We start from the raw sequence: 24,086 nt of genomic DNA, 5'->3' as shown, positions 1-24,086 counted from the left end.
CGCCTTTTTTTATTAGTTAAACAAAACCTGCAACTGCCCTATAACACCGCCTTCAGAGCCTGTTTTATTACCATCCGTATTATATACCGGCCAGTTTTGGTAAGCAACCGTAAGTTTTGCCACATTACCCTCTAAAAGCCAGTTGACACCGGCATCAAAAAAGTTCATGGCATTATTAAGCCTGTCATAATCGGCGTGCTGTAAGGACACATAAGGCATAAGAGTAGTTTTACCAATAAGATTATCCTTAAACTTATATCCGGCCTGAGCATATACTACAGTACCTGTACCATACATTGGGAAGCTATTCCCTCCCCCGTTAAGCATCGCGGGGTTATTGGTTCCGTTTGTAGGATTCATAGGACCTCCGTTGCGGGTATAATTCCTCCCGAAGTCATAACTGGTTACATTACCATAAAAACTTACTGCCTGGCCATTGGCTCCTATGGGTGCATCATAAAACACATCTCCGGCAAAATGTACCATATTGCTTTTCTCTATATCGTCTGTATCTGTAAGCATCCACATAGCATCTTTTTGATAGATAAACCCGGCACCTATATTAAATACCCTTTTCTTTCCCTGATAAGTTCCTACCATATAAGGCGTCATATTAGACTCCTGATCCAGAAACTGGTACTGAAAATATCCGTTCCACTGCATTTCAGAAGGATCCATAGAAAAGGTAGTCCTGTTTTGAACAGCCGGTGAGTTGGTTACCTCCAATGGGTCGGCCATTTGTAAACGATAATCAAGCTTACCTATTTTACCTTTGGCAAACACCGAAAGTTTTCTTAAAAACTGGTCGTTTACATCATTAGTAGTCTGTAAAAATAAAGGAGCATCTATTCCTAATATCGAACCTACTGAAGGTGATGAGAAACGTGATAATCCACTCCACCCTGAAAGCCCCACACCTAATGACAATGCTTTTTTATCTATCGCATATTCACCATAAGCATCATGAACAAAAAAGCCCAGTTTCCTTTCAGAAATTGTATTAAAGTTATTTTCACCAAACTGACTGTAAGCAAATACCCTGTCTGTTAACTGGCCGTACATCTGGATACGATAACGGCGAATACCTATATCAGTACCTTTATCTTTCTGGACACCGTTTATGGTACTTCCGGGATTATAATCTATCGATCTTAACCAGGCTTGGGTCATAAAGGTAAACTTCACATAATTACTGCCGTCTTCATTAAGATATAGCTTCCTGTCTTTAAAAAAGTCCTGTGCCTGTAAATGCTGAGGCACAATAATAGCTGTTAGCCCTAAAAAGGCCAATGCGTATTTAAGCTTTTTCATTTGGTGATTTTTTGGTTAAATAAGTTATCTGCAAATTACACAATGTTGCCGTATACAGCAATAAAAAGAAACATACATGTAAAAAAAATCCCGAATTACTTCGGGATTTTGTCATTTATAATCTTTCATACATGCAGCACGTATGGAGTTTATTATAATCTTCTTCTGTAGCCTTAACCTTTTCGGTATCATGACCCGCTTTTGCTACTGCCTTACAAACATCATCTACAGAGCATTTGTTCTCATCCAGAATAAGATGAAGGTCCTGATGGTCTGCACTCCATTCTGCCGACTTAACACCTTTAACGCTAAATGCAGCTTTTTCAATACGTTTTTTGCACATATCACAATTACCGTTTACGGCAACTTCATAAGTAGCATTTTTACTCTTTTTAACTTCTTTATCCTGTGCCTGTACTGCCATCCCGAAAAAGGTAACAAGCAATACCATAATTAGTTTTTTCATCTTTTTATTCTTTTGAATTTTAAATATATACAATTTTGTTATTTAATTTTAAATCGAAGCCCAGCATAATACATCTGGCCAAAAACAGGAGCATATACAATAGATGTATCAAAATACTGGCCAAAAGGATCATCTGCCCCTATAATAGCTTTATTTTGCCTGTAATTACCTATATTCTCTCCTCCTACATATACCTCAAATACACTTGAAAAAGTTCTTGTTACCTGAGCGTTCATTAAAGAGAATGAAGGCGAATAATCTCCCATTTGATATTCCGCAGGGTTACTGCCCGTATATGGCAAACGTTGTTTACCCATCCAGTTGTATGTAAAGTCAAACTTCCATTGCTTACCACCTTCGCCAATATGGGTTTCATAGGCTAAGTTGGCAAAAAATCTGTGTTTTGCCTGTAAAGGCTTATCCTCAGTACCCGAAAGATAATCTGTTTTGATGTCGTAGTATTTATAAGCCGTACGCACATTAAAATGGCGGGTTATCTCATAATTAAGTTCTACCTGAAGACTGTTGGCATAAGACTTTCCGTCAAGGTTATAAAACAGTACCTGCTGCGGACTTGCAAAAAGATCTACAACTGCCTGGTTTTGGAAATCAGTCCTGTAGAAATCCAATACAAACTCGGCGTTTCTGTTAAACAAAGAAAACCCCTGTACAAAGCTTGCACCATAGTTCCATGCAATTTCAGGATCAAGTCCGTAAATTTTACCACCGCTGTTTAAAATACTCATTACCCTCGAGCTGCCAAATAATGCCTGATTCTCTGCAAAAATGTTTGCAGCCCTCTTACCACGACCAAATGAAGCCCTTACAGTAGCCTTTTCCCAAGGGTTGTATTTAAGGTGCATTCTTGGCGTAAGAAAAACACCTAAACGGTTATGAGCATCTACACGTCCTCCGGCCACAAGACTAAAGTTTCGGGTATTGTCATAAGTATATTCAAAAAAAGCACCTACACTGTTATCAATCCTGCTGTAATCTATGGTATTTACAAACTCTCCGTAATTATCATAGGTAAAGTTAAGCCCTGTAGAGAACTTATTAAGAGTATTGCTTATAATAGAACTGAATATAAGATTAGAATAGAAACTCTTTTGGTCGATATCATATTGATTAAAACCAAAATAAGAATCCTGGTTGTGCCAGTTAAAGGCAGTTTGTAAACCTATACTCTGGTAAGGCATATCAGGGAATACATACCCTAGTTTGGTAGAGACATCCAGCTTATCAGTATTAATTTCAGAACCCCAGTGATTTGTAGTAAACTTATCAGTATCCGGATCAAAATCAATTTCTCCGGTTTGCTTTTCATCCCTCATATATCGAAGATTGATAAAGCTAACCCATCCTGTTTCCGGATTATTATACTGCCAACGGTTCATCACGTTTATCTGTTTAGCCAGCGGATTATCTAAAAAACCATCATCATTCATGTCATTTTTAGACACCCTTGTATTACCGTGAACAAAAAGGCTGGTACTCCATCTGTCAGATACTTTTTTATTAAAGTGGGTATTAAGTTCGAAGCGGCCACCCTGAGAGCCGTAAGCATTTAAAAAGAAAGGAATATCCGTTGCGGGTTTTAGAAGCTCGTAGTTTATCTGTCCCGATATACTTTCATAACCATTTATAACCGGACCTGCACCCTTTGTTATCTGAATACTCTCAACCCATGTCCCCGGAATAAACGAAAGTCCGTAAGCTTGAGATGCTCCCCTTACAGAAGGTATATTCTCTTCAGAAATCAACAGATAAGGACTTGTAAGTCCCAGCATTTTTATCTGCCTGTTACCGGTTAAGGCATCAGAAAAGTTTACATCTATAGATGGATTCGTTTCAAAGCTCTCGGCAATATTACAGCAGGCAGCTTTTAAAAGCTCTGCAGACCCCATATTAACCACATTGGCCGCCTCGGCGTTAGACCTTTTAAGGCTTCTTCGGGTTTTATCAATAACCACATTATCAAGCTTATCCCCTCCTGAAAGCTTTAAGGAATGAGTTATAAATTTTGGAGAATCTACAGCAATAGTATCTGTAGTATAACCTATAAAGCTTATTACAAGCTTTTTATAATCGGGCTCATATGGAAGTTCAAAAGTACCATCTGTTTGTGAAGACGCACCTATGGTTGTGTTTAGCCAGTAAACACTCGCCCCGGGAAGCGGCTGCTTATTCTCATCCAGAACCTTACCGCTTAATTTGTCCTGTGCCTGTGCAGTATAGGCACCTATCATTATCATGAAAAATAATATATAACGCATAAAAAAATTTTAATGTTAATAGCTATCTGTTTCCCATAAGGGAAATGAATAAAAACATTAAAATCAGGCGTATAAAATATATTGACAGTATAACTTAAAGAGTGGAGGCGCATTCGCCTCACAATAAAATGAAGAGTTTACCTCCTGTACCTGAGGTTCATTATAAATATACTGTACAGGTTGCCACTGTTCTGCAACATAAAAAGTACTTAAATCAAGCTGAAGTGACTTTACAAGTATATTATCGCTTTTATCCTGAATTTTAACCAGGTCGTTCTTGCAGCATTTTTTTGCCGGCTCGGCTTTCATGGCACAACAACCCTTATCCTGCTTTTTGGTCATGGCCATACAGGAGTCATCAACCTTATAAGCTATGGAAACCGAAGCAATTTCACCATGGCAATAATGTACATTAAGGGCAAACCCCATGTTAGCTACTAACAGGAGCGATGCCAAAAGTATACTTATGTGCCTTTTAAAATTCATGATGCCACAAATTTATACATTTTATTTTTAGGGAATTTGTTTCTACACTACTAAAACGCAAAATGTGGGAATTTTATATTTTTTAACACAAAAAAACATAAGTCAAAATGCTTTAATAGATAATTTTGTACAAAAGATTATACACTATGACATTTGAAGAATTAAAACCTAAGGTTATTGACATATTACATCATGACTATACATTAAGGGATGAAAAGCTGTTACAGATTTGCCATCTTTTAAAAGATAATATAGATTATTACGACTGGGTTGGCTTTTACTTTAGAAACGGAGATAAGGAAGAACTTTTATTAGGCCCTTATGCCGGAGAACCTACCGATCATACGGTTATTCCGTTTGGAAAAGGTATATGCGGACAGGTGGCAGTATCTAATAAAAACTTTGTGGTTCCCGATGTAACCGCACAGGACAATTATATTGCCTGCAGCATTACCGTAAAATCGGAAGTGGTTGTACCGCTTTTTGTTGACGGAAAGAATATAGGCCAGATAGATATAGACTCTAACGTGCTGGATGCTTTTAGCGAGATGGATGAGCGTTTCCTTGAATTTGTAAACGAGCAGGTAGCTAAACTTTTTTAAGTCACTTAGGCATAGCACACAAGCACGTTAGAAACTTATATAACAAAGCCTTGCGGGAAAAAAAATATTGATTACCTTTGCAGCCAATCGGGAAAGACCCGTTACATAAAAATTATTTAAACAATATTGGCATGTACTTGACTAAAGAAGTAAAAGAGCAAATCTTTACAAAACACGGCAAATCTGCTACTGATACAGGAACTGCAGAAGGACAAATCGCGTTATTCACTTTTAGAATTAACCACTTAACTGAGCACTTAAAAAAGAATCGTCACGATTACAATACAGAGCGTTCTCTAGTTAAGCTGGTAGGTAAAAGAAGAAGTCTTCTTGACTACCTTAAGAAAAAAGAGATTAACAGATATCGTGAGATTATCAAAGAATTAAACATCAGAAAATAATCGAGATGAAAAGAGGTGCCTGCGCGCCTCTTTTTGTTTTACATATTTTGCATAAAAAAAGTTTTGGTTTTTCATTGGGTTTTAGACAACTACACACAACAACTACACAGCTAAACAACACCCATTGTTTAATCAAAGAAATGGATTTATGATTCCAAACGTAACAAGAGAAATTATCGATCTGGGAGATGGAAGAAGCATCTCGATCGAAACAGGAAAACTTGCAAAACAGGCAGACGGCTCTGTAGTCGTACAAATGGGTAACGCCATGCTGCTTGCTACTGTGGTTTCCGCAAAGACTGCCGCTCCGGGCATCGATTTTTTACCACTTACGGTAGATTACCGTGAAAAATTTGCGGCCGCGGGCCGTTTTCCGGGCGGATTTTTTAAACGTGAAGCAAGACCAAGTGATGCAGAGGTATTAACCATGAGGTTAGTAGACCGCGTACTTCGTCCGCTTTTCCCTGATGATTACCATGCAGAAACGCAGGTAATGATCCAACTTATGTCTCACGACGAAAACGTAATGCCTGATGCACTTGCAGGTTTAGCAGCTTCAGCTGCTCTTGCAGTTTCAGACGTACCTTTCCACACACTTATTTCTGAAGTACGTGTTGCACGTGTAGACGGCAAATTCATCATTAACCCAAGCAAAGAGCAGTTAACACAGTCTGACATCGATATGATGATTGGTGCTTCAAGCGACTCTATCGCTATGGTTGAAGGTGAAATGAAAGAGATATCTGAAAAAGAAATGGTTGAGGCAATCAAATTCGCTCACGATGCCATTAAACTTCAGATTGCTGCTCAGGAAAAAATGAGAGCTGCGATAGGTAAAGAAATCAGAGAATATGAAGGTGAGGCTAATGATGCTGATATCGAGAAAAAAGTATACGACCTTTCATACGATAAGTATTTTGCTGTGGCTAAAGAAAGTTCTGCTAAGCATGAGCGTTCTGAGAAATTCTCAGTAATTAAAGAAGAAATCCTTGCTGCCTTTACAGAGGAGGAACTTGTTGAGCACGCTGACATGATTAGCAAATACATCTACAAGTCACAAAAAGAAGCCGTAAGAAACGTTATCCTTGATTTAGGACTACGCCTTGACGGAAGAAAAACAAACGAAATACGCCCTATTTGGTGTGAGGTTGATTATCTTCCTTCAGTTCACGGTTCTTCAATATTCACAAGAGGTGAGACTCAGGCACTGGCAACAGTTACCTTAGGTACATCTCGTGAAGCCAATGTTATAGACTTACCGTCTGAACAAGGTGAAGAAAGATTCTACCTTCACTACAACTTCCCTCCTTTCTCTACAGGTGAAGCTAAACCACTAAGAGGAACTTCAAGAAGAGAGGTTGGTCACGGTAATCTTGCACAACGTGCACTTAAAAACATGATTCCTGCCGAAAACCCATATACAGTACGTGTAGTATCTGAAGTATTAGAATCTAACGGTTCATCTTCTATGGCTACAGTATGTGCAGGTACTCTTGCGCTTATGGATGCAGGTGTACAGATTAAAAAACCGGTTTCAGGTATTGCAATGGGATTAATCTCAGACGACAAAACAGGAAGATGGGCTGTATTATCTGATATCCTTGGTGACGAAGATCATTTAGGTGATATGGACTTTAAAGTTACCGGTACTGCAGATGGTATTACTGCCTGCCAGATGGACATCAAGATTGAAGGTCTTAACTACGAAATCATGGAGCAGGCTCTTGAGCAGGCTCGTGAAGGCCGTCTACATATCCTTGGTAAACTTATTGAAGTTATTGAGCAACCAAGAGAAACCGTTAAGAAACACGCTCCTAAAATCGTTAAGGTTACTATACCTGGCGCATTTATTGGTGCTCTTATCGGTCCAGGTGGAAAAGTTATTCAGGAACTTCAAAAAGCTACAGGTACAACTATCGTTATTAACGAGGTTGACGAGCAGGGTGAAGTTGAAATTCTTGGTACTGATCCGGACGGAATGCAGGCTGTACTTAACAAAATTGACTCTATCATATTCAAACCACAGGTTGGTGAAACATATGAAGTAAAAGTTGTTAAGATGCTTGACTTTGGTGCTGTAGTAGAATATACTCAGGCTCCGGGTAACGAGGTACTTCTACACGTATCTGAGCTTGCTTGGGAGCGTACAGAAAACGTATCTGACGTTGTAAATATGGGCGACGTGTTTGAGGTGAAATACATCGGCATCGACCCTAAAACAAGAAAAGAGAAAGTTTCAAGAAAAGCTTTATTACCAAGACCTCCAAGAGATGAGAACCGTCCTCCAAGAGACGAAAACCGTCCACCGAGAGACAACAGAGGACCTCGCCCTAACAGGGATAATAAAGGACCTAGAAATAATGATAACGGCGGTAATAAAGAAGCTTAATTTTCATATAAGGTTAATTCATAAAAACCCTGCTTTAAAGCAGGGTTTTTTATTTAACTTAGCATTTTAATTTTAACTATGTCATCTAAAAAAGCAGCAGCCACAAGGCTTAACATACTACAAAAAGCTTTTGAACTGGTTTACAAAAACGGTTACCGCACTACCAGCGTAGATGAGATTATTGCCACAACACAGGTAACTAAAGGTGCTTTTTTCTATCATTTTAAAAATAAGGATGAAATGGGCTTAGCCATGATTAGTGAGGTAATGCAGCCCGGTATGCACAAAGCACTCATCGAAGCCCTGCCAAACAAAGGCAATCCGCTTGAGGAAATTTACGGCATGATGGAATCCCTACTACTTAAAGATCCTTTTTTTATAATTAAATACGGGTGTCCTGCCATTAATATGGTCGAGGAAATGGCATCGCAAAACGAAGACTTCAACAAGGCACTCTCAAAACTGGTTACCCAATGGGCAGAAGCCATAACAGCCACTTTAGAAAAAGGCAAAGAGACCAGAAAAATAAATAAGGACATCAATACTAAGGAAACCGCAATTTACATCGTTTCAGGTTACGGAGGAATAAGAAACATGGGGAAAATATATGGCAGAGACTGCTATATCAGCTATTTGGCCCAGTTTAAAAACTACCTCAACACTTTGAAATAATTTTTTTATTCAAAAACATACTAATTAGTATGTTTTTATTATTTTTGCCCTATCAATCATTAATCAAAAAACGTCAGTTATGTATTCATTTTTACTTCCCGTCCATTCGGTCTTCCGGTGGGTGGTAATTATCAGCCTGGCTTATGCCATTTATATTTCGGCAAGAGGCTATCTAAAAAAACTTAGTTTTACCAAATCCTGTAACGCAGTAAGGCACTGGACAGCAACCATAGCGCATATCCAACTTATTACAGGGATACTGCTATATACGAAAAGCCCTTTTATAAAACAGTTTTTTGTCACCAACAGCAATTCGGGAGAAACATTATTCTTTGGCATAATACACATTGTGCTAATGCTTTTAGCAATCATTTCTATAACAATCGGATCAGCAAAAGCAAAAAGACAGGAAACTGACCTTGCAAAATTCAAAATCATGCTAATATGGTTTTCCCTTGGAGCAGTGCTAATATTATTAGCAATACCATGGCCATTCTCTCCCCTAGCTAACCGACCCTTAATCCGTTTTTAATCATGAAGAACTTATTTAAAACTAACATAGGCCGTTTAAGGCTAATCGGCTTTTTGGAAGGCACATCATTACTCTTACTTCTTTTTATTGCCGTACCACTAAAATACTTTTATAATTACCCCCACCTTTCCAGCCTGTTAGGAACCATTCACGGAGCATTGTTCCTTTTATTTGTGTTTAACACACTAAGTGTTGGTGTAGAACAAAAATGGAAGTTTAAAGTTACCACGTGGAAAGTACTTCTTGCCTGTATAATTCCGTTTGGCACATTTTATATTGATAAAACAATCCTCAAAAAAATACAATCGTAATCAAAAAAAAGTCCGGCAAATTGCCGGACTCATATTTTTAAACTGAGCCAGTAAATTACTCTTGCAAGAAAATAACAGGCATCAAGATAAAACAGGGAATGTTGCCAAAGCCTGCATAATAAAACAAGCATATTACTACCCGTTAAAAAGTCTGTTTCTTTTAATATTTTTCCCTTTTCTTATTAGCCATGCATGATAACAGCTGGGTACATCGTGCGTCCATTGCGGTAAAAACAGGATAATAAGATAAACATCCAAATGGGATATCAGAGCAAAAGCTATAGCAAGAGTAAATGTCCAGCCTGCAAAGCCGAAACCAATTATACCTACAAAAGCAATAAACAGTGTTATGCCCCATAATTTGGAAAGAAAAGCATGAGTACAGGTCTCTTTCCCAAATTTCAGGATACTGAATACATAGGTAAGCCCCTCCATAACAAATATCATAATTATGGCATATTTATTATGCTGTACAATTACCGGATTAAGCACCCAGGCACACCATCCGGCAGAAAGCCAGAAAAGCAAATCGGTCTGGCTGTCCATTCTTCTCAATTTCTCGGTTGAGACACCTGTACTTCTCGCTATTATTCCGTCAAGTATATCCGACAGTATCCCTAACAGCAACAAAATAACTATAGAAAGCCTTGCTTCATCTCCGTAAGCGTAAGCCAATACAATCATTACAGGAGCAAGCAGAAACCGAAATCCAATTAATAAAAATGGTACATTTTTCATAGTAAGCTGATTTAAAGTTCAAATCAAAACTATTGTGTATATTGCAATTTAGTTTGCAGTAATAAATTAAAAATTAAATCGTTTTTGCGATTTTCACAAAATGAATAATCAGGAAAAGCTCTTAAAAACCATACGAAAACAAAGTAAATCTTCGTCTCTGATAGATGAAGTTGCTGGTATTTTAAACATCAGCTACGATGCTGCACACAGAAGGATATCCCAAAAGAGCAAATTTACTATAGAGGAAACCATAGCCCTATGCCATCACTATTCTCTTTCTATGGACCTGCTTTTTGGAGGTTCGGATAAAGTAATAGTTGAAAAGACTTCCGAAATAAAAACAATGGAAGAACTTACAGGTTATTTTCGGGAATCAGCACAAAAACTTGAAGTCTACAAAAAACTTCCTGACACTATAATGTATTATTCAGCAAAAGATATCCCCCTTTTCCATACCATTAGCGGAACAGTATTATCCAAATTCAAACTGTATGTCTGGCTAAACCTTCTTAATGGCAAGCAACATGAAAGTTTTGAAAACTTCACGGTAAGCAGCTCACTCCTTGAACATAGCAATAAACTCAATGAGGTATATAAGAGCGTTCAGGTAAATGAGATATGGAATGACACAACCATTAACAGCACCATACAACAGATTTTTTATTTTTTTCAGTCAGGACTGCTTTCCCTGTCCAGCGCAGCATTGATATGTGAAGACCTGAAAGCCATACTTACTGAAGCAGAACAAAAATGTTCCAAAAACGATTCGGGATATCACCTATATTATAATGAGTTGTTATTACTAAACAACAATGTGCTGTTATCGTCAGTAAAACAAAAATCTCTTTTTGTACCTTACACCATGCTAGGCTATTTTATAACGGTAGATCCGGACACATGCCGTAATGCGGAAGAGTATTTCAGTCATCAGATAAGAAACTCAAAATCACTTAATCAGTCGGGTACAAGGGACAGGAAACTGTTCTTTAACCGTATGCATCAAAAAATAGATTTCTATCTGCAAAAAATGAACAGTGAACTGGATTTTAATTTCTAATTAAAAAGATTATGCAATCGGAAATACTATTCAGAGAGGCCCTGGTATCAGACATACCTCAAATACAGGTTGTAAGACACGCCGTAAAGGAAAATACACTATCAGACCCGTCGCTTGTACCCGACAGCGATGTGGAAGATTATATAATTAACCGCGGTAAAGGCTGGGTTAGCGAAGTTAACGGCTCCATAACCGGCTTCGCCATTGCCAGTATAAGGGATAATAATATATGGGCGCTTTTCCTCTTGCCTGAATATGAAAACAAAGGAATTGGCAAACAGCTTCATAACCTTATGATGGACTGGTATTTTTCTCAAACCCACGAAACAGTTTGGCTAAGCACAGGAATTGCGACCCGTGCCGAAAAATTCTATAAACTACAGGGATGGGAAGAAGCTGGCCCTTATGGCAATAAGGAAACCAAGTTTATCATGACTTGTGAAAAATGGAAATCCCTTAGAGAGTCATTATAATTTAAAGCATCTGGTATTGCCAGATAAAAATTAATACCCGAAATTAGGATTCGCAAATACAAACTAATACCAATGGCAGATACAGCTCAATTTCTGGACACCATAATAAAAGGATATACTACTAAAGGAGACAAAATAACACTGGGCACAGCGATGCTTAATGGCGAACCTGTAGAAGGTGCTTACGTTAACGTTCCGCTTAAAACCTTAAACAGGCATGGCCTGATTGCAGGCGCTACAGGTACGGGAAAAACAAAAACGCTGCAAATACTGGCAGAACATCTTTCAGACAACGGTATTCCGGTATTGATGATGGATATAAAAGGTGACCTTAGCGGTATTGCCAAACCGGGTGAAGAAAAAAGCTTCATTACCGAGAGACATGCTAAAATAGGCCTACCCTATGAAGCCAAAGGCTTTCCTGTAGAACTTATGAGCCTTTCTAAACAAGATGGAGTAAGACTTCGCTCTACGGTATCAGAATTTGGCCCCGTGTTATTCTCAAGGGTATTAGATCTTAACGATACACAAACAGGCATTATGAGCGTAATATTTAAATATTGCGACGATAACAACATGCCACTGCTGGACCTTAAAGACATAAAAAAGGTTTTACAGTATATAACTGATGAAGGTAAGGATGAAATAGAAAAAGAATACGGCAGGATATCTACTTCCTCTACCGGAGCTATGCTACGCAGGATAATAGAACTGGAACAGCAGGATGCCAACCTGTTTTTTGGCGAACTCTCTTTTGAGATAGACGACCTTATGCGTATTAACGACGAAGGAAAGGGCTATGTAAACATTATGAGGCTTACCGATATTCAGGACAAGCCAAAACTGTTCTCTACCTTTATGCTGTCGTTACTGGCTGAGATTTACAACCAGATGCCGGAAAAAGGAGATGCCGACAGGCCCGAACTGGTTATCTTTATAGATGAGGCACATCTTATTTTTGACGAGGCGAGCAAAACACTATTAGACCAGATTGAAACCATAGTAAAACTGATACGCTCTAAAGGAGTGGGTCTGTTTTTTGTAACCCAAAACCCTACCGATGTACCAAACGGTGTATTGAGTCAGTTAGGTTTAAAAGTACAGCATGCACTGCGCGCCTTTACCGCTACCGACCGAAAAGCTATAAAACTAACTGCAGAGAATTACCCTATATCTGAATTCTATAAAACTGATGAAGTAATTACCCAACTGGGCACGGGTGAAGCTTTGATTACTGCACTTAATGAAAAGGGTATCCCTACACCGCTTGCAGCAACCATGCTTCGTGCCCCTATGAGCCGTATGGATATTTTAACCGAAAACGAAATAAGCGAAATAAACAACAGCTCTAAACTGGTTAAAAAATATGCTCAGGAAATAGACCGCGAAAGCGCCTGTGAGATACTTACCAAAAAGATTGAGGGAATAACTACCCGACAACAGCAGGAAGCAGAACATAAAGCCGAAGAAAAAGCCGGCAGCAAAAAAAACACAACACGAACATCATCTACAGGAAGCACTATCGAAAAACAGATTATAAAAACGGTTACCAGCGCTACTTTTATAAGAGGCGTTTTTGGGGTATTGAATAAAATGTTCAGGTAATTTTTAGGCATGGATTTTGTGATTAGGTTGAAAATTAAAAACCATACCTATGAAAAAATTTACCTTATTATTTTCTGTATTATGTTTAGTCGCCTGTAACAGTGATGATAATAATGAAACTCCTAGCAACGAACTAAGTTTAATTAAAACAGTTACATTCACACCTTCTGAAGCAGCATACAATAACCAGACTGAAGGCAGCCGGAAAAACGTGAAATATTATGAAAACAATCATGTTGTAGCAGACACAACCTACTATGAAAACCAAACTGTCTATAGTATAATTAACCACCAATACACCAATAATACATATAAGACTACAGTATATTTCGATCAGAGTACAATACCTTTTTCAGCAACTGAAAGAACTTACGACAACCAGAACCGACTGATTCAATTGAAAAATACTTACTTTAACCCTGACGGATCAGAGCAAACCCCGGGAGGAGGAATAATATTTACCTATACTCCTCAAAGTATAATAAGAGAGTCCATTGACCCTGACACTAATTTAGTTATGCCTCAATATACTATTGAAAATTTCACAAATTCAAACGGCCTGATAAACTACACGCCTTATAATGGGGGAGCTTCTACAAGTTTAGAGTTTGATTACGATAAATTATATCAAGCTATTGATAATAACGGAGGAGGATCAATCGGGACAAAAGCTGCAACCTATTACAGTCAACCCGTACCGGTAAATCAAATAAAAACAATTGCAGAATTGAATAACATTATGCTGGAATCAAGATACGAAGAAGTTTTTCTATATGGCAACTATTATTGCATGACTCTAACAGGAACTAACACAAATATTTCTTTGGAATCAACCTTTAACGAATCAGGCTACATAACATATTCTAAGCAAACAGAAAGTTTTGTAGAGGATTACCCTGCCGGAGAAACATATTATTACTACAATTAAACTACTGATTAACAAGCCTATTTAATTTTACATTAATTTTTTTTCAATCTCCTGTAACTTTTTTGCAACTCGTTACGTATAACTATCTGAACATATAACTCAGAGGAAGATTTTAGATGAGACAGCTTAAAATTACCAAGCAGGTTACCAACAGGGAAACTGCTTCATTAGACAAGTACCTTCAGGAGATTGGAAAAGTAGATTTGATTACTGCGGATGAGGAGGTAGAGTTAGCACAACGAATTAAAGCCGGAGACCAGAGAGCCCTTGAAAAACTTACCAAGGCCAACCTGCGTTTCGTTGTATCGGTAGCAAAACAATATCAAAACCAGGGATTAACACTTCCCGATCTGATTAACGAAGGAAATTTAGGACTTATTAAGGCTGCGCAGCGTTTTGACGAAACACGTGGTTTTAAATTCATTTCCTATGCCGTATGGTGGATTCGTCAGTCTATTCTTCAGGCACTGGCAGAACAGTCTCGTATTGTTCGTTTACCACTAAACAAGATTGGTTCCATAAATAAGATTAACAAAATGTATGCTTTGCTTGAGCAGAGCAACGAGCGTGCCCCTTCTGCAGAAGAAATTGCAAAAGAGCTTGACATGACTGTTAACGACGTTAAAGAGAGTATGAAAAACTCAGGACGTCACTTATCAATGGATGCACCGCTTGTTGAAGGTGAAGACTCTAACCTATACGACGTACTTCGTTCGGGAGAGTCTCCAAATCCTGACCGTGAGCTTATCCACGAATCACTTCGCACAGAGATTGAAAGGGCTCTTGAAACCCTTACTCCGCGTGAAGCTGATGTGGTACGCCTTTACTTTGGTTTGGGTGATCAGCACCCTATGACACTTGAAGAAATAGGTGAAACTTTTGACCTTACCCGTGAGCGTGTACGCCAGATTAAGGAAAAAGCAATCCGAAGATTAAAACATACTTCAAGAAGTAAAATTCTTAAGACTTACTTAGGATAAATCGCAAAAGCCAAAAAAGAACTTCCAAAATTCGCTTTTTTAGATTAAATTTGTATTTTGGCAGTCCAAATAAGAAACATTGCGACATAAAAATATTTAAGACACTTACAGTTCAATAACTGTTCGTTTTTTGATTGATGATTGAACTCCGGCTGATTACCGGAGTTTTTTTTATTTATGCCTTTAACTTAAATCGTTGTAAATTTGATAAAAGTTCACAATAACACGGCTTTACGAGGGTTAACATTCCCGTAATTAAAACTTTGCACTTATCTTTGCAAAAATTCATACACAAACAATAATGAAAAATACATTAATTGCACCATCTGTGCTTTCGGCAGATTTTGCCAACCTGCAACGTGACATCGAGATGATCAATAATAGTGAGGCCGATTGGTTCCACATTGATATTATGGACGGCGTATTTGTACCTAACATCTCTTTTGGTATGCCGGTTTTAGAGGCTATTACACGCCACGCAAAAAAAACCATAGATGTGCACCTTATGATTGTAAACCCTGATCAGTACATTAAAACTTTTGCTGCACTGGGCGCTACAAACCTTACCGTTCATTATGAAGCATGTACACACCTGCACCGTACCCTGCAGGCTATAAAAGCGGAAGGAATGAAAGCCGGTATTGCCGTTAACCCTCACACCAACGTTGCTCTGTTAGAAGACGTAATAAAAGATACCGACGTTGTTTGTATGATGAGTGTTAACCCTGGTTTTGGCGGACAATCTTTCATAGAAAATACATACAGCAAGATAAAACAGCTTAAAGAGATTATAATTAAACACAATGCCCCTACCCTTATTGAAGTAGACGGTGGTGTTAATGATAAAAACGCTAAGCTTCTTGTTGAGGCAGGTGCCGATGTACTTGTTGCCGGAAACTTTGTATTTAAGTCGGATAGTCCTACGCAAACTATCGCCGACCTAAAAAAGTTTACATCTTTTTAATTTAATACACTAATCTCAAAACCGCATCTATGAGAAAGTATCTATTAACCGTCCTGATGGTATCGGGAGTAGCAGCGTTTGCTCAAAACAAACCCTATACTACTACAGGAAAAAAAGTAACGGTTTATAATACCGTTAAAGAAACAAACCAAAGGATAACTCCGGCTAACGGCACTCTTTCTTTTACAGAAAAGAAACAGCCGCTTGAAACGGAAGTATCGGTATTTGTAGACCCTACCCACACTTTTCAAAGTGTAATGGGGTTTGGAGGAGCTATTACAGACGCTTCTGCCGAGGTATTTGCAAAACTGCCAAAAGACAGGCAAAAACAGTTTCTTGAAGCCTACTACGACAAAGAAAAAGGTATTGGGTATAACCTTGCCCGTACTACCATTCACAGTTGTGACTTTGCAAGCGAAAGCTATACCTATGTAAAGGAAGGCGACAAAGAACTAAAGTCTTTTGACATTAGCCACGATAAAAAGTACCGCATTCCGCTTATTAAAAAAGCAATTGAGGCTGCAGGTGGCGAGCTTACACTTTATGCATCGCCTTGGAGTCCTCCTGCTTTCATGAAAAGCAACGGAAGTATGCTAAAGGGTGGTAAATTACTACCTGAATTCTACCAGAGCTGGGCTACTTACTACACCAAGTTCATTGCTGCTTACGAGAAAGAAGGTATTCCTGTTTGGGGTATTACCATTCAAAATGAGCCAATGGCAACACAAAAATGGGAGTCGTGTATTTACACAGGTGAAGAGGAGCGTGATTTCCTTAAAAATTATTTAGGCCCTACAATGCACAAAGCCGGTTATGCCGACAAAAAAATCATTGCATGGGATCATAACCGTGATATGTTATTCCAAAGAGCTGCAACGGTTCTTAACGACCCTGAAGCTGCAAAATACCTTTGGGGTATAGGTTACCACTGGTACGAAACATGGAATGGTGGTTCTCAAATGTTCAACAACCTGAAACTGGCACACGAAACCTTCCCTAACACTAATCTTATCTTTACAGAAGGTTGTAAAGAACAGTTTAAACTGGAGAACGTTTATGACTGGAAACTGGGTGAGTTATACGGCCACAACCTTATCAACGACTTTAACAGCGGTACAACAGCATGGACTGACTGGAATATTCTTCTTGATGAGACAGGTGGCCCTAACCACGTTATGAACCTTTGTTTTGCGCCTATACATGCCAATACTAAAACAGGTGAACTTATGTTTACCAATGAGTATTACTACATAGGTCATTTCTCAAAGTTCGTTCAAAAAGGAGCTAAAAGAATTGCCTGCTCAACAAGCCGCAGTGCTCTTGAGTCTACTGCTTTCCTTAACCCAGACGGAAAAACTGTGGTAATAGTAATGAATCGTGGTGAAGAAAAAGTAAACTACTTTGTTTGGATAAACGGCCAGGCAGTAGAAGTAGAAAGTGCATCACACTCTATACAGACACTTGTTTTCTAAACTGAAATCTTTCTATAAAAAAAGCCTCCCAATGGGAGGCTTTTTTATTACACCATCTGTCCGCTAAATTTATCCCGGTACATTTTTGGTGTCATGCCCACCGTCTTTTTAAACAGCGATCGGAATGTTTTAAGGTCATTATAGCCTGACTCATACATCACTTCTACAATACTTTGTCTTGATTGCTCCAATAACTGCTTGGCGGCTTCAATACGTGTTTTTTGAAGGTATTCTATAGGAGTAATACCCGTTACCTGCTTAAAGCGTCTCACAAGGTTTCTCCTGCTTGCAGGAACATCCGTAATAATCTCTTCTATTGTATTTCCTTTACTAAAGTTCTTTCTTATCTCTTCCTGAGCCAGTTTAACCAAATCGTCGCCATGATCTTCAGCAGGCGAGAATGTCCCGAAATAGGTCTGTCTGTTACGATCCATATCTACCGAGAATACTTTGGCTGCCTTCACTGCCATTTTACGGCTGCAATATACTTCAAGAAGCAACATCATTAAATGAAAACTGTTTGTAGCTCCTCCGCTGGTATATACCCTGTCCTTTTCGGTAACCACCGCTTCAGTTTGTAAAACGACTTTAGGAAATGCCCTTGCAAAAGCCCCTCCGGCATTTATATGGGTTGTGGCCGGCTTATTATCCAGCAATCCTGTTGATGCCAGTAAAAAAGCTCCCGTACAAAAACTGGCTACTGCTGCCCCCTCCCTATACTGATGCTGCAACCACGGAATCCAGCTAAAGTTTGGGTCGGGTGAATTAGGCATCCATCCCTGCCTGAAAGAAGGAATAAGTATAATATCATAATACGTTTCATGATCTGTCGCTTTTGTAACATATCCGGGATATTGTGTTTCATGCCCCGGCATATACAGTAGCTCTATAGTAAACGGTTCTTTTTTATTTTCTTCAGTATAAAAGCGGTTTACCGATTCAAATACATCCAGTATTGCCGCAACACTTAAAAGTCTGTGGTCTTTTGTTAGTAAAATACCTAATTGCATAATCTAAAAATCATATATAACAGTAAATATACCTTTTTTGTCCTAAATGCCCCCTCTTAATGACTTCTTAGCGTTCCATACCCAAAGAAACCATCACTTAACTTTGTATTGAACAATGAAAGGGAACAATATTCATCAAAAATAGCACAAACTATTATAACGTTTTCGTAAAACACAAAAAACTAATATTCATATATTTATGATATTAATCCATAAAACCAATTAAGATGAAAGATCTAATTAAAGTGCAACCGCTAAACACTGATTTAGCTACCCTTTTGCTAAGGTTAATCTTTGGCGGTATGTTCGTTTATTACGGCTTCATGAAAGCTGCAAACTACGAAGCCATCGCCCCATTGTTTCAGGACATAATAGGCATTGGTGCAAAACTGTCTTTTAACCTTGTAATTTTTGCCGAACTGGTGTGTGGTTTCCTTGTGCTTATAGGGCTGCTTACTCGTTTTGCCATAATCCCTGTATTTATAACCATGATAGTCGCTTACTTTATAGCTCACGCCAACGACAGTTTTGATGTTAAGGCTATCGCGTTTGTATACATGCTGCTGTGTCTTGTAATTTTTATTCTGGGAAGCGGTAAATACTCGGCGGATGCAGTACTTTTTGGTAAATCATCAGACAAAAGAGAAGAATAACAATATCAATCATCAATCAAATTAAAATCAAAAAAAATTGCTATGAGAAAATTAAAATTACAGGTACAAATGTCTGTAGACGGATACATTGCAGGCCCTAACGGAGAAATGGACTGGATGGTTTGGGACTGGGATGAAGAAATTAAAAACTATGTTACCAATCTTACCGAATCGGTAGACTGTATTGTATTAGGAAGAAAACTTGCCGAGGGCTTTATAGGCTACTGGGAAGGCCAGTACAACGACCCGGCTACTATAGAAGATGCAAGAAAACTGCATGAAACCCCTAAGGTGGTTTTTACCAATACTATTAAAGAAAACCCTTGGAATAATACTTCTTTAGCCCATAATCTTATAACCGACATTAAAAAACTAAAGGAAGTAAATGGCAAAGACATTATAGCATATGGAGGGGGTACTTTTGTCTCATCCCTTATAAAAGAAGGTCTTATAGATGAATTTTACCTTTTTGTAAACCCTACAATATTAGGTAAAGGAATGCCCATTTTTGAAGAACTCGACAACAGGCTAAGCCTCAAACTACATGAATCAAAATCTTTTGCCTGCGGTATAACAGTATTGCATTATACAAAGTAAACAAACAATTAAACCAAATATCTGAACTATGAAAATCCTAAAAAGAATCATCATCATTATTCTGGTGCTGATAGCCATTCCGTTTATCATGGCAATTTTTATCAAAAAAGATTACAGTGTTGAGAAACAGGTTACCATTAACAAGCCTGAACCGGAGGTGTTTGATTATATCAAACATCTTAAAAATCAAAACGACTACAATGCCTGGTGTCTGGCAGATCCAAACCTGAAAAACGAATATACCGGAACCGATGCCACCGAAGGTTTTATATATGGCTGGAGCGGTAATGAACATGTAGGGAAAGGCGAAATTGAGATAACCAAAATAAACGAAAATGAACGTCTCGACATGAACCTTCATTTTATTGAACCATTTGAAGGAGAGGCTAAAGCCTATATGACTACCACTCCTGTGGGCGACAATGCCACCACGGTAACATGGGTAATGTCGGGACATAGTAACTACCCCATGAATTTCATGAATCTGTTTACTGAAAGTACAGTAGGCAATAATCTTCAGACAAGTTTGGAGAACATGAAATCGAATTTAGAAAAATAAGATTATGCTAAATACTATCCTGATCATAATAACAATACTGTTCGTTCTTCCGTTCATAATGGCTCTTTTTGTCAAAAAGGCTTATCACATAGAACGTGAGGTAATAATAAACAGGCCCAAGCACGAGGTGTTTAATTATCTTAAGTATATAAAAAACCAGGATAATTATAATAAATGGACCATGGTTGACCCTGACATGACGAAAGATTTCAGGGGAACCGACGGGAATTTAGGTTTTATATATGCATGGGACGGTAATAAAAATGCAGGAGCGGGTGAACAGGAAATAACAGGTATTACCGACGGCGAACGCATTACAATGGAACTTCGTTTTATAAGGCCTTTTACATCAACCGGTCATGCTTATATGAGTACAGAAGCAGAATCTGAACACAGCACAAAAGTAAAATGGGGCATGTATGGCAAAACTTCTTACCCAAGAAACATAATAAACCTGGTTATGGGTGGTGTTCTTGGTAAAAACATACAGGAAAGCCTTAATCTTTTAAAAGGAATTCTGGAAAAATAAATCACAATCAAATCACTAACTTATTTAATTATGAAAGCAGTTAACCCCTATTTAAATTTTAACGGCAATACCGAAGAGGCTTTTAACTTCTATAAATCGGTATTTGGCGGAGAGTTTGCCACAATCATGCGTTTTGGCGATACTCCCGGATGCGAGAATATGCCCGAAACAGAAAAAAACGGTATTATGCATGTTGCTCTGCCTATGGGCAGCAGTATTCTTATGGGTACCGATGTTCCTAAATCTATGGAACAGGTAAAGTTTGGTACAAACAGTTCAATCACCATTGATGCGGAAAGCCGTGAAGAAGCTAAAAGACTTTTTGACGGACTTGCAGCGGGCGGTAAAATAGGAATGCCTATGGACGATATGTTTTGGGGTGCCTACTACGGTATGCTAACTGATAAATTTGGTGTACAGTGGATGATAAACTTTGACACAAGAAATTCTTAATAATTAAAGTCGGATAATGTTTATCCGACTTTTTAAATTTAATAAACTATGTTTAAAGACACCAGAGCATTTAGCGGCTATTCGGTAAACGACATATCTAAAGCCAAATTATTTTACAGCGAGACATTAGGTCTCGATGCCCGCGACGGAGTAATGGGACTTTTGGAACTTCATATTAAAGGTAATAATCCTATTATCCTTTATCCAAAGCCCAATCATGAACCTGCTACGTTTACAGTTCTTAATTTCCCTGTAAAGGATGTTGAAGCAACAGTAAAAGAACTAAAAAACAAAGGAGTAAAATTTGAAAGCTACGACTTTGAAAATTTTAAAACCGACGAGGATAACATTTTTAGAGGTGGAGGTCCATATATAGCCTGGTTTAAAGACCCGGCGGGAAATATATTATCAGTATTACAGGAATAAAAAAAATAAATTATGAAAACAGAAATCATCAATCAGTTAGAAAACATACTTAACGAAACAACTCAATTATTGGATTCATTCAGCCAGACTGACATCAACACCGTTCCTTTTAAAGACAGTTGGACAGCGGCACAGGTAGGCTGTCATTTACTGAAATCGGAAACAGGAATAGACGGACTGTTTTACACTCCTACTAAAAAAGCAGACAGAAAACCGGATGAGAATATAGACGAACTCAAAAAGATATTTCTTGACTATTCCCTTAAATTTAAATCACCTGATTTTATCTTACCGGAAGATAAAATTTATGATAAGGAAGAGCTTATTGACTCATTAAAAGAAGTGAAAACAAAAATCACAGAAGCAGCAAAAAATGTAGATCTTGATGAAATAGCACCTTTACCACAAGGGCATCCCTTTGAAGGTTATACAAAACTTGAAATGGTACATTTTTTAGCTTACCATACAACCCGTCATAATCATCAGATACAGAATATCAAAAAAATGGTTTAATCCTGCTTAAAGTTGATCATTTTCTCAACCATGAAATATAACTCAGGAAGCTTTTGCCTAAACACCATAGGTGTCTCAAAAAAGTATTCTAAAATTACTGCTATAAACTCATATTGATTAGTATAAGCATATAATCTGAAATACTCGGCTTTCATTAATTTTTCCCTGTTTTGAGGTTTAGCTATATACTCCATTATCTTGTCAAACATATCGGTGTATATAACAGATGAAGACCCAATTCTTCTTCTTTTCAGGGAGTCCAGATGTAATACATGAGCAAATTCATGAAGGCCAAGATTCAGGTTATCATTATCATACTCTATCCCTTCTATAAAATGTTTCCAAGAAAACACCACTACTCCTGCCGCAGGATTAAATTCTCCTTTATGATATTCATCTGATGACGGTGATAAAAAAATATCCGGATAAATAAGTATGGTTTCAAAAAGGTCAGACAGGTAGTTGCGCATCCCGAAAGTAAGCATTACCGAGGTTGCCGCAATTTTCACTTTCATTTCTTCAGTAACCGCGAGTCCCTCCCTTCCTACAAACTGGTAGTTTTCCATAAAAGACTGTACACGATGCCTGAAGTATTTTCTTTTAGCTAAAGGAAGATTCCTATAAAAACGAAACTCTCTTTCCAATACAGATTTGTATCGTGGGCTTATTTCTTTAGGGAACATATATAAATGCACATATATAGGCTTATTAAAAACCATTATATATGTAGGTTCTATAATTATTCTAAAAACAAAAAGAATTAAAAATGTAAGGCTAAAAAGCAGGATAATTATTTCCAAAGGTGTAGGTTTATAAGTTGCCGCAAAATAAGATATTTTTAATTCAAATAGCCATAAAAAAACTGCTATCCTACGAAGGGCACAATAAAGGCCAACGAGGATAGCAGGGCTCAAACATAAACAATATTATTTATGCTTTATAAATCTTGATATTAAATTTTATCATTTACAATAAGGAACTCAGAGCGTCTGTTCTTAGCGTGCTCTTCCTCTGTACATTTGTCTTTACAGTCAACAAGCGGCTGGCTCTCACCATAACCCTGTCCTGAGATGCGCTCCTTGGCAATGCCTTTGGAGATTACATACTGAACAGTAGATTTTGCCCTCCTGTTCGAAAGGTTCATGTTGTACTGGTCACTACCGCGGTTATCGGTGTGTGCCTTAACCATGATTACCATTTCCGGCTTTTTGTTCATCAGCTCAACTAACTTGTCAAGCTCAAAGGCAGCCTCCTTGGTAATGTTGCTCTTATCAAACTCAAAGAAGATATCTTTAAGTTCCACTACATCTATCGGTGCGATTACCTCAATCGGTCTCAGGTCAGCCATAACATTCACCTCACCGCCATGGGTTTTGGCAATCGGGAAGCTGTTCTGCTCATAACCGGTCATGCTTGCCTGAATGGTATAGGTCCTGTCACAATCCACATTGTAAACCACCTTACCGTTAGCGTCAGCCGTTCTTGTCTCAATAACATTGTTCCTCTCATCAAGGATAGCTACCCTGGCACTGGCCAGTGGTTTGCCCGTGTTGGCATCCCTTACCATTACAATAGCCTCAACGCCACAGATAGGCGTTGCGCTGTACAGCTGGTCAACACCTGTCCTGTTACTGGAGAAGAAACCGATGTTCTTCTGGTCATTGAAACTGAAGGCAAAGTCAT

At 38.3% G+C, this 24,086-nt stretch carries 28 protein-coding genes; 20 read left to right on the top strand and 8 right to left on the bottom strand.

All coding sequences use genetic code 11. The features are described 5' to 3' along the window. Window positions 1–12: 12 nt before the first annotated feature. The 4 genes from NU09_RS11820 to NU09_RS11805 all read right to left on the bottom strand — a co-directional run bounded on the left by NU09_RS11820 (window position 13) and on the right by NU09_RS11805 (window position 4,539). Window positions 13–1,311 carry a hypothetical protein gene (locus tag NU09_RS11820; RefSeq protein ID WP_129751505.1) on the bottom strand — a complete coding sequence of 433 codons (1,299 nt, stop codon included), beginning with the start codon at window positions 1,309–1,311 and terminating at the stop codon, window positions 13–15. Between the two features lie 115 nt (window positions 1,312–1,426). Next, window positions 1,427–1,777 (bottom strand): heavy-metal-associated domain-containing protein, encoded by a 351-nt coding sequence (locus tag NU09_RS11815; protein WP_129751504.1) that lies wholly within the window; start codon window positions 1,775–1,777, stop codon window positions 1,427–1,429. A 38-nt stretch (window positions 1,778–1,815) separates the two neighbouring features. Next, window positions 1,816–4,053, bottom strand: coding sequence for a TonB-dependent receptor (locus NU09_RS11810; protein ID WP_129751503.1), 2,238 nt, complete (start codon window positions 4,051–4,053; stop codon window positions 1,816–1,818). A gap of 63 nt (window positions 4,054–4,116) precedes the next feature. After that, window positions 4,117–4,539, bottom strand: a complete 423-nt coding sequence (locus NU09_RS11805) for an HYC_CC_PP family protein (RefSeq protein ID WP_129751502.1) — start codon at window positions 4,537–4,539, stop codon at window positions 4,117–4,119. A gap of 146 nt (window positions 4,540–4,685) precedes the next feature. Here NU09_RS11805 and NU09_RS11800 point away from each other — a divergent pair, with 146 nt between their 5' ends. The 6 genes from NU09_RS11800 (at window position 4,686) to NU09_RS11775 (ending at window position 9,446) form a co-directional block, all read left to right on the top strand. Further along, entirely contained in the window at window positions 4,686–5,141 is a 456-nt protein-coding gene (locus tag NU09_RS11800; protein ID WP_129751501.1) for a GAF domain-containing protein, read from the top strand. Window positions 5,142–5,272: 131 nt separating this feature from the next. Beyond that, window positions 5,273–5,542: a 30S ribosomal protein S15 gene (gene rpsO, locus NU09_RS11795; RefSeq protein WP_129751500.1), complete on the top strand. Its 270-nt coding sequence runs from the start codon at window positions 5,273–5,275 to the stop codon at window positions 5,540–5,542. A gap of 148 nt (window positions 5,543–5,690) precedes the next feature. Then, the gene (locus NU09_RS11790; protein WP_129751499.1) at window positions 5,691–7,931 is read left to right on the top strand and encodes a polyribonucleotide nucleotidyltransferase; all 2,241 of its coding nucleotides are present in this window, start codon (window positions 5,691–5,693) and stop codon (window positions 7,929–7,931) included. A 78-nt stretch (window positions 7,932–8,009) separates the two neighbouring features. After that, on the top strand, window positions 8,010–8,603 hold the full coding sequence (locus tag NU09_RS11785) for a TetR/AcrR family transcriptional regulator (RefSeq protein WP_129751498.1): 594 nt from the start codon (window positions 8,010–8,012) through the stop codon (window positions 8,601–8,603). Window positions 8,604–8,682: 79 nt separating this feature from the next. Then, window positions 8,683–9,135, top strand: coding sequence for a hypothetical protein (locus NU09_RS11780; protein WP_129751497.1), 453 nt, complete (start codon window positions 8,683–8,685; stop codon window positions 9,133–9,135). 2 nt (window positions 9,136–9,137) lie between these two features. After that, window positions 9,138–9,446, top strand: a complete 309-nt coding sequence (locus NU09_RS11775; protein ID WP_129751496.1) for a DUF3817 domain-containing protein — start codon at window positions 9,138–9,140, stop codon at window positions 9,444–9,446. A 135-nt stretch (window positions 9,447–9,581) separates the two neighbouring features. On the opposite strand, the gene NU09_RS11770 is transcribed toward NU09_RS11775, so the two are convergent. Beyond that, complete coding sequence (locus tag NU09_RS11770) at window positions 9,582–10,184, bottom strand: CDP-alcohol phosphatidyltransferase family protein (protein WP_129751495.1); 603 nt, start codon at window positions 10,182–10,184, stop codon at window positions 9,582–9,584. 100 nt (window positions 10,185–10,284) lie between these two features. On the opposite strand from NU09_RS11770, the gene NU09_RS11765 reads away from it, so the two are divergent. From NU09_RS11765 to NU09_RS11735, 7 genes are all read left to right on the top strand, one after another. Next, window positions 10,285–11,241, top strand: coding sequence for a hypothetical protein (locus tag NU09_RS11765; RefSeq protein ID WP_129751494.1), 957 nt, complete (start codon window positions 10,285–10,287; stop codon window positions 11,239–11,241). An 11-nt stretch (window positions 11,242–11,252) separates the two neighbouring features. Beyond that, window positions 11,253–11,714: a GNAT family N-acetyltransferase gene (locus NU09_RS11760; protein ID WP_242501870.1), complete on the top strand. Its 462-nt coding sequence runs from the start codon at window positions 11,253–11,255 to the stop codon at window positions 11,712–11,714. Window positions 11,715–11,786: 72 nt separating this feature from the next. Next, window positions 11,787–13,319 (top strand): helicase HerA-like domain-containing protein, encoded by a 1,533-nt coding sequence (locus NU09_RS11755; protein ID WP_129751493.1) that lies wholly within the window; start codon window positions 11,787–11,789, stop codon window positions 13,317–13,319. A 49-nt stretch (window positions 13,320–13,368) separates the two neighbouring features. Beyond that, window positions 13,369–14,247 carry a hypothetical protein gene (locus NU09_RS11750; protein ID WP_129751492.1) on the top strand — a complete coding sequence of 293 codons (879 nt, stop codon included), beginning with the start codon at window positions 13,369–13,371 and terminating at the stop codon, window positions 14,245–14,247. Between the two features lie 116 nt (window positions 14,248–14,363). Next, window positions 14,364–15,227: an RNA polymerase sigma factor RpoD/SigA gene (locus tag NU09_RS11745; protein WP_020212501.1), complete on the top strand. Its 864-nt coding sequence runs from the start codon at window positions 14,364–14,366 to the stop codon at window positions 15,225–15,227. A gap of 301 nt (window positions 15,228–15,528) precedes the next feature. Then, window positions 15,529–16,191: a ribulose-phosphate 3-epimerase gene (gene rpe, locus NU09_RS11740; RefSeq protein ID WP_129751491.1), complete on the top strand. Its 663-nt coding sequence runs from the start codon at window positions 15,529–15,531 to the stop codon at window positions 16,189–16,191. A 29-nt stretch (window positions 16,192–16,220) separates the two neighbouring features. Then, window positions 16,221–17,663 (top strand): glycoside hydrolase family 30 protein, encoded by a 1,443-nt coding sequence (locus NU09_RS11735; protein ID WP_129751490.1) that lies wholly within the window; start codon window positions 16,221–16,223, stop codon window positions 17,661–17,663. A 47-nt stretch (window positions 17,664–17,710) separates the two neighbouring features. On the opposite strand, the gene NU09_RS11730 is transcribed toward NU09_RS11735, so the two are convergent. After that, on the bottom strand, window positions 17,711–18,673 hold the full coding sequence (locus tag NU09_RS11730) for a GlxA family transcriptional regulator (RefSeq protein ID WP_129751489.1): 963 nt from the start codon (window positions 18,671–18,673) through the stop codon (window positions 17,711–17,713). Window positions 18,674–18,900: 227 nt separating this feature from the next. Between NU09_RS11730 and NU09_RS11725 the strand changes: the two genes are divergently transcribed. The 7 genes from NU09_RS11725 to NU09_RS11695 are packed head-to-tail and all read left to right on the top strand — an operon-like array spanning window position 18,901 to window position 22,403. After that, a complete protein-coding gene (locus NU09_RS11725; RefSeq protein WP_129751488.1) occupies window positions 18,901–19,326 on the top strand; it encodes a DoxX family protein in 426 nt (141 codons plus the stop codon). 42 nt (window positions 19,327–19,368) lie between these two features. Next, the gene (locus NU09_RS11720; RefSeq protein WP_129751487.1) at window positions 19,369–19,923 is read left to right on the top strand and encodes a dihydrofolate reductase family protein; all 555 of its coding nucleotides are present in this window, start codon (window positions 19,369–19,371) and stop codon (window positions 19,921–19,923) included. Window positions 19,924–19,951: 28 nt separating this feature from the next. Further along, on the top strand, window positions 19,952–20,482 hold the full coding sequence (locus tag NU09_RS11715) for an SRPBCC family protein (protein WP_129751486.1): 531 nt from the start codon (window positions 19,952–19,954) through the stop codon (window positions 20,480–20,482). Between the two features lie 4 nt (window positions 20,483–20,486). After that, window positions 20,487–21,011 carry an SRPBCC family protein gene (locus tag NU09_RS11710; protein ID WP_129751485.1) on the top strand — a complete coding sequence of 175 codons (525 nt, stop codon included), beginning with the start codon at window positions 20,487–20,489 and terminating at the stop codon, window positions 21,009–21,011. 30 nt (window positions 21,012–21,041) lie between these two features. Beyond that, entirely contained in the window at window positions 21,042–21,464 is a 423-nt protein-coding gene (locus NU09_RS11705) for a VOC family protein (RefSeq protein ID WP_129751484.1), read from the top strand. Between the two features lie 48 nt (window positions 21,465–21,512). Beyond that, the gene (locus NU09_RS11700; protein WP_129751483.1) at window positions 21,513–21,890 is read left to right on the top strand and encodes a VOC family protein; all 378 of its coding nucleotides are present in this window, start codon (window positions 21,513–21,515) and stop codon (window positions 21,888–21,890) included. Between the two features lie 12 nt (window positions 21,891–21,902). After that, window positions 21,903–22,403 carry a DinB family protein gene (locus NU09_RS11695; protein WP_129751482.1) on the top strand — a complete coding sequence of 167 codons (501 nt, stop codon included), beginning with the start codon at window positions 21,903–21,905 and terminating at the stop codon, window positions 22,401–22,403. Here the strand turns inward: NU09_RS11695 and NU09_RS11690 are convergent. Both NU09_RS11690 and NU09_RS11685 read right to left on the bottom strand, forming a co-directional pair. Then, entirely contained in the window at window positions 22,400–23,203 is an 804-nt protein-coding gene (locus NU09_RS11690) for a zinc-dependent peptidase (protein WP_129751481.1), read from the bottom strand. The two genes, NU09_RS11695 and NU09_RS11690, sit on opposite strands and share 4 nt — an antisense overlap. A gap of 152 nt (window positions 23,204–23,355) precedes the next feature. Then, the coding region (locus tag NU09_RS11685) for an OmpA family protein (RefSeq protein WP_165357689.1) at window positions 23,356–24,086 on the bottom strand (731 nt) is incomplete at its 5' end.

The sequence above is a fragment of the Flavobacterium beibuense genome (genome assembly GCF_004151245.1).
GTDB classification, from domain to species: Bacteria; Bacteroidota; Bacteroidia; order Flavobacteriales; family Flavobacteriaceae; genus Flavobacterium; species Flavobacterium beibuense_A.
This window is presented reverse-complemented; position numbering and strand designations above follow the sequence as displayed.